This window comes from Mesorhizobium sp. M1A.F.Ca.IN.020.06.1.1 (assembly GCF_004023265.1).
Classification (GTDB): Bacteria; Pseudomonadota; Alphaproteobacteria; order Rhizobiales; family Rhizobiaceae; genus Mesorhizobium.
In genome coordinates this window covers 1-5151 of the sequence record NZ_RZSR01000388.1, presented here as the reverse complement: position 1 = coordinate 5151, position 5151 = coordinate 1, and the positions used below count along the sequence as shown (strand labels likewise).

Genomic DNA, 5151 nt, shown 5'->3' with positions numbered 1-5151 from the left:
GGTTCTGGGGTGTCGTCTCGACGCTGGCATCGGCAAGATCGCGCAGGCGCCGCCAGGTCTCGACGCCGAGCGCCGAGTTGATCTGGCGGACATGAACGCGCGCGCCGGTCTCGGCCGCCGCCAGCAGCGCCCGCGCGATGCCGTTGGCCTCGGCCAGTGGTGGCCGGCTTTCGCGGAACGCTGCGATGTCGCAAGCATGAACGCGCCCGGCGCTGCCCACCAGCAGCGATTGATCGCCGGGCGAGATGCCGACGATCGTCTTGATAGAGCTCATCCGCTTGAGCGCGTGAAGAACGGTGTCCACCGTCGGAAAAAGAAACGGCTCTGGGACATCCGCCGTGAAAAGCTCGATCGATACCGGAGCAAGCGCCGCCAGCCCTTCGAGACTGTCCAGCCTCTCGCTGACAACAGCCTGGAAGCCGACATCGACGTTGAGCTTGCCTTCGGCCATCGACGTCTTCTCGGCAAGCTGGTCTGCCGTCGCCGTCCAGGGCTCGTCGGTCGGCATGTCGAGCACCGTCGTCACGCCGCCTAGCGCGGCCGCATGCGTGCCCGAAGAGAAGTCTTCCTTGTGGGTCAGTCCCGGTTCGCGCAGATGCGCGTGCGCATCGACGAGACCGGGCAGCAGCAGATAGCCGCTTGCGTCGATCACCTTCCGCGCTTCGGCCGCGTCTCCTGGCTGGATCAGGGCCGCGATCCTGCCGGCGTTGATGGCAATGTCGCGGCGGGCTTCGCTATCTGCGTTGACGATCGTCGCGCCGCGGATGAGGGTTTCGAACATTCCGCTGTTCAGCCGGCACGCTTGCCGGCCAACGTCCGGTGATTGTCCAGCCAGTACCGCGCGATGTCGGCGCGCCGCATGAAGATCGCCCCCGGCGTCTTTTGCACGTGCTCGATCACCTCGCGCAGGCCGGACGCCCGGTTCGGCTGGCCCATCCAGCGCGCGTGCACGCAGATGTTGAGCATCCGTCCGCCCGTCTCTTCCGCCTCCCAAAGCATGTAGTCGATGGCCGAGCGGCAATCCTCGGCGAAGTCGCGCGGATTGCTGTAACCCGGCGCGATGAGGAAGCGGCTGTCGTTGAGCGTCTTGGAATAGGGCACGACGAGGATTTTCTCCTCGCCATGGTCGACGAAATAGGGCAGCTCGTCGTTGCAGGGATCGGAGTGGTAGAGAAAGCCGCCCTCGCGCACCAGCAGATCGCGGGTGTTGACGCTTGGAAACGAGCGGCAGTTCCAGCCGAGCGGCCGCCGGCCAAGCACCTTCTCGTAAAGCGCGATCGCTTCGTGCAACTGCCGCTCCTCTTCCTCGCGCGGCATGCCGGGATAATCGGTCCAGCGCAGCCCGTGACCGAGCAGGTCGTGGCCGCGCGCATTCATCCACTCGGCGACGGCGGGATTCTTTTCCAGCGCCACCGCGCAAGCCGACACCGTGATCGGCACATCGTAGCGGTCGAACAGCCGAGCCAGCCGCCAGACGCCGGCCCGGCTGCCGTATTCGAAATGCGTTTCGGTGCCGAGGTCGCGATGCGGTGAAAGGCCGGGGTTGTTGTACTCGCCCCAATTGTCGTTGCGGCCGTCATCCAGCCAGTTGTACTCCGACCCTTCCTCGTAGTTCAGCACGAGATTGATCGCGACTTTCGCGCCGTCCGGCCAGATGACATAGGGCGGGTTCGGTCCATAGCCGACGAAGTCGCGCGGCTGGACCGGTTGTGAGGCAGCGCTTGTCATGGCAATCCCTCTCACTTCGTCTCGTTGGCCGAAATCCAGTCCATATAGGCGTGGAACGCCTCCTTGCCCGGGCGCGGCCGCCATGCCGTATCACGCATGATCCTCGCGATGTCGTAGGCGCCCCACATGCCGCCTTTCAGCGACACGTCCTGTACGATATTGGCGTCTTCTCCGGGCGTCATCTCAACCTTCAGCGCCGGAACGCGCTCCTTTGCCCAGGCGATGATCTCGCCGATGGTCTGGCCGGAGCCGGAGCCGATATTGTAGTGGCGGTAATTGAGGCGCGGCGCATCAAGCAGCGCGAGGATCGCGGCAGCGACATCGGTCGAGGCAAGATAGTCGCCCACCGGCTCCAGACTGTTCGGCCGGATCGTTTCGCCGGCCAGGGCCATGTGCGCAACACGGTTGGGGACATGGCGGAAGTTGCGGCTCTCGGTCGCGCGATCCATCGGGCCGTAGACGGAAGCAAGCCGGACCGAAACCGCCGACAGGCCGAACAGGTCGGCATAGCGGTTGGTCACCATCTCGGAGGCGAATTTGGAGATGCCGTAAAGCGTCAACGGCGCGACGTAGCCGTCCTCCGGCAGCGGCTCGCCGCTCCAGTCGGGGCCATTGTGTCGATAGATGGCTCCCGAGCTGACATAGATGAAGCGCTTCACGTTGGCCCGCGCGCGTGCCCATTCGAGCATGCGCACTGTGCCCATGAGATTGACATCGACGATGCGAGCCGGGTCCTCGGCCTCCGGCTGGCGCTTGGCCTCCGAGGCGCTGCCGCGCGAAATCGGTGTGATCGTCGCGCCATGTACGATCGCGGTGATGTGCTCGTTGTCGAGTGCGGCGGACCACCCCGCCGGGTCGAGGATATCCGCGCTGATCACTTTGAGCCGGTCGCGCACCGGAGCGAAATGCCTTTCGGCCGCGGCGTCGAGGCCGGCGCGATCCAGGATGACGGCGCGCGCGGCAGGGTCGCGGTCCAGCCAGGCACGCGCCACCACGCTCATGACGAAGCCGGTGCCGCCTGTGACGAGAAGGGTCATGTCTTGGAGCCTCCTATGCTGGAAATTGATTCAACGCACCGCATAGCCGCCATCCACCAGGAGGTCCGTGCCGGTGACGAAGGAAGCGTCGGACGAAAGCAGAAAGGCGCAGGCGGCTGCGATCTCTTCGGGCTCGGCAATTCGTCCGAGCAGATGCGCAGGTCCTAGACCCTTGTCGGCCGCCTCCAGACTGGACCAGCGCTGCAGCAGGCGGGCGGTCGCGACCGCTCCGGGCGACAGGCTGTTCACCCGGATGTTCTGATCCGCATGGTCGATCGCCATCGCCTTCGCCAAATGCACAAGCCCCGCCTTCGCCGCGCAATAGGCCACCGCCTTGCCGACGGCGACGCGCGCGAATTGCGAGCCGATGAAGACGATCGACCCGCCGCCGCTCGATGCCATCAGCGGCACCGCGAATTTGGAGATCAGGAACGCGCCGGTCAGGCTGACGTCGAGTTCCAGCCGCCACTTGTCGACTGAAAGGTCGGCGACGGTGCCGTCGGTCGAGGGAGCCGCGGCGTTGTGGACCAGACCGTCCAGCCGGCCGAATGCTTGAGCTGTCGCGTCGACAGCATCTTGGACCGAGTCCGGATCGGTGACATCACAGTCGACAGCCAGAGCATTCGGCCCAAGGCTGGCGGCAAGCGCCTTCGTCGATGCTGTGTCCCGATCCGAGCAGGCGACACGGGCTCCCTCGTCGGCGCAGCGGCTCGCGATCGCCGCGCCGATGCCGCTCGCGGCGCCCGTGATCAGAACGAACTTGCCCTCCAGACGGGGGGGAAGGGCGCTGTTCACGGCTCGCCTCCGCACGGCTGCGCAACCGCTACACTGACCGGGCGCCGCCGCAGATTGATGCAAGCCGCAACCGCCACCAGAATGCCGCCGGTGCCGAGCACAAACAGCATGGCCTGCGGCGCGGTACGCTCCATCAGTCCCGCGGCGAGACCCGGCGTCAGGATGTTGCCGATCGAATAGAGCAGAAGCAGCGTCCCCGAAGCCGCCACCATGTGCCGGCTGTGCATGCGCGAATTGGCGAAGGCGATGGCCACAGGATAGACCGTGAGCGCGGTTGCTCCATAGAGGAAGAACAGCAGGAAGAGCAGCGGTAGCGGTCCGCTGCCCAGCCAGGCGATAGAGGCGCATAGCGACACGGAAAGCAGTCCCTGGACAAGCAACATGATGCGCCTGTCGAACCGGTCGGACAGCCATCCGATAGGCGTCTGCGCCAGCATGCCGGCAATGCTGACGGTCGTCACCAGGCCGACAGTGGCGGCGGCGGACAGTCCGATCTTGGCGCCGTAGATTGGCGTCAGCACGAAGATGTTCATGTTGGTGATGCCTGCCTGGAAGATGCTGACCACCGTTACCGGAGCGAGACGCAGCAACTGGATGACGCCGTAGCGTTCGTCATGCGCCGGGATATCGGCCAGGGACGGCTCGGTTTGCTCGGCGGGCAGGGCAGGCCAAGGCCTGGAGACAAACCGTGCAAGCGCCGACAAGAGCACCGTCGCCGCGCTGACGGCGAACAAATGCGGCGAATGCGCGCCGACGATCTCCAGCAGCAGCTGTCCGAACAGCACCGCGACCGCCGTCGTCAGCATGTAGATGGAGAACAGCCTGCCGCGATTGTGCTGGTCGGCATAGAGGTTGATCCAGCTTTCGCAGACAACGAACATCGCCGCCATGGCAAGCCCGCCGAGCAGCCGGAGGCAAAGCCATGCCGGCATGAAATCGGTGAGCGCGAATCCCGAGGCGGCAAGGCTTGCAAGCACGGTGATGGCGAAGAAGGCGCGCTCATGGCCGACGCGCGACACCAGCGGACGCGCGACGATGCAGCCGATGAGAAATCCGACCGGATAAGCGGTCAGCACGAGTTGCACTTCGGAAGGGTCGATTCCCGGCGCGCTCAATGCCAGCGAGACCGCGGTGGTCAGCATGGCGCTGCCGGTGCCGGCCAGGCAGACGCGCGCCATGATCGGCAGGATGGCGCGCGACCGTTCGGCCTGACGCCAGAGGCGGCCCAGTGAAGCTGGCCTCGTCATGAACGGTCGCTCGCCTCGTCCGGATGCCTGGGACTCTCCAGCGCTTCCGCCGGAATGTGGCAGGCGATCTCGTGCGTGGCGGACATCCTGCGGATCGGTGGCGGTTCCCTGTCGCAGATCGAACCCAGCTTGCGATGGCAGCGGCTGGCAAAGCGGCAGCCGCGCGGGACATCGACGGGGCTCGGCGTGTCGCCGGTCAGCGTGATGCGGTTGCGCTCTGCCCCTTCCGGTTTGGTGCTGCGGATCGCCGAGATCAGCGCCTCGGTGTACGGATGGGTCGCACCGCCGAAGATCTCCTCGACGGTGCCTTTTTCCATCACCTTGCCGAGATACATCACCACGAC

6 protein-coding genes are annotated in these 5151 nt (G+C 65.6%); all 6 read right to left on the bottom strand.

Annotated features, from left to right (window positions below):
* Positions 1 to 781, bottom strand: a 781-nt coding sequence (locus EOA60_RS17735) for a dihydroorotase family protein (protein WP_164899375.1), incomplete at its 3' end; no start/stop codon positions are given.
* A gap of 8 nt (positions 782 to 789) precedes the next feature.
* Positions 790 to 1728 carry a polysaccharide deacetylase family protein gene (locus tag EOA60_RS17730; RefSeq protein ID WP_095825740.1) on the bottom strand — a complete coding sequence of 313 codons (939 nt, stop codon included), beginning with the start codon at positions 1726 to 1728 and terminating at the stop codon, positions 790 to 792.
* A gap of 11 nt (positions 1729 to 1739) precedes the next feature.
* Complete coding sequence (locus tag EOA60_RS17725) at positions 1740 to 2765, bottom strand: NAD(P)-dependent oxidoreductase (RefSeq protein WP_095825739.1); 1026 nt, start codon at positions 2763 to 2765, stop codon at positions 1740 to 1742.
* Between the two features lie 30 nt (positions 2766 to 2795).
* A complete protein-coding gene (locus EOA60_RS17720) occupies positions 2796 to 3560 on the bottom strand; it encodes an SDR family oxidoreductase (protein WP_128311669.1) in 765 nt (254 codons plus the stop codon).
* A complete protein-coding gene (locus tag EOA60_RS17715) occupies positions 3557 to 4807 on the bottom strand; it encodes an MFS transporter (protein ID WP_095825737.1) in 1251 nt (416 codons plus the stop codon). Before EOA60_RS17715 ends, EOA60_RS17720 begins: the two co-directional genes overlap by 4 nt.
* Positions 4804 to 5151: oligopeptide/dipeptide ABC transporter ATP-binding protein (locus tag EOA60_RS17710; protein WP_348632714.1), on the bottom strand; the 348-nt coding region annotated here is incomplete at its 5' end. The genes EOA60_RS17710 and EOA60_RS17715, both read right to left, overlap by 4 nt.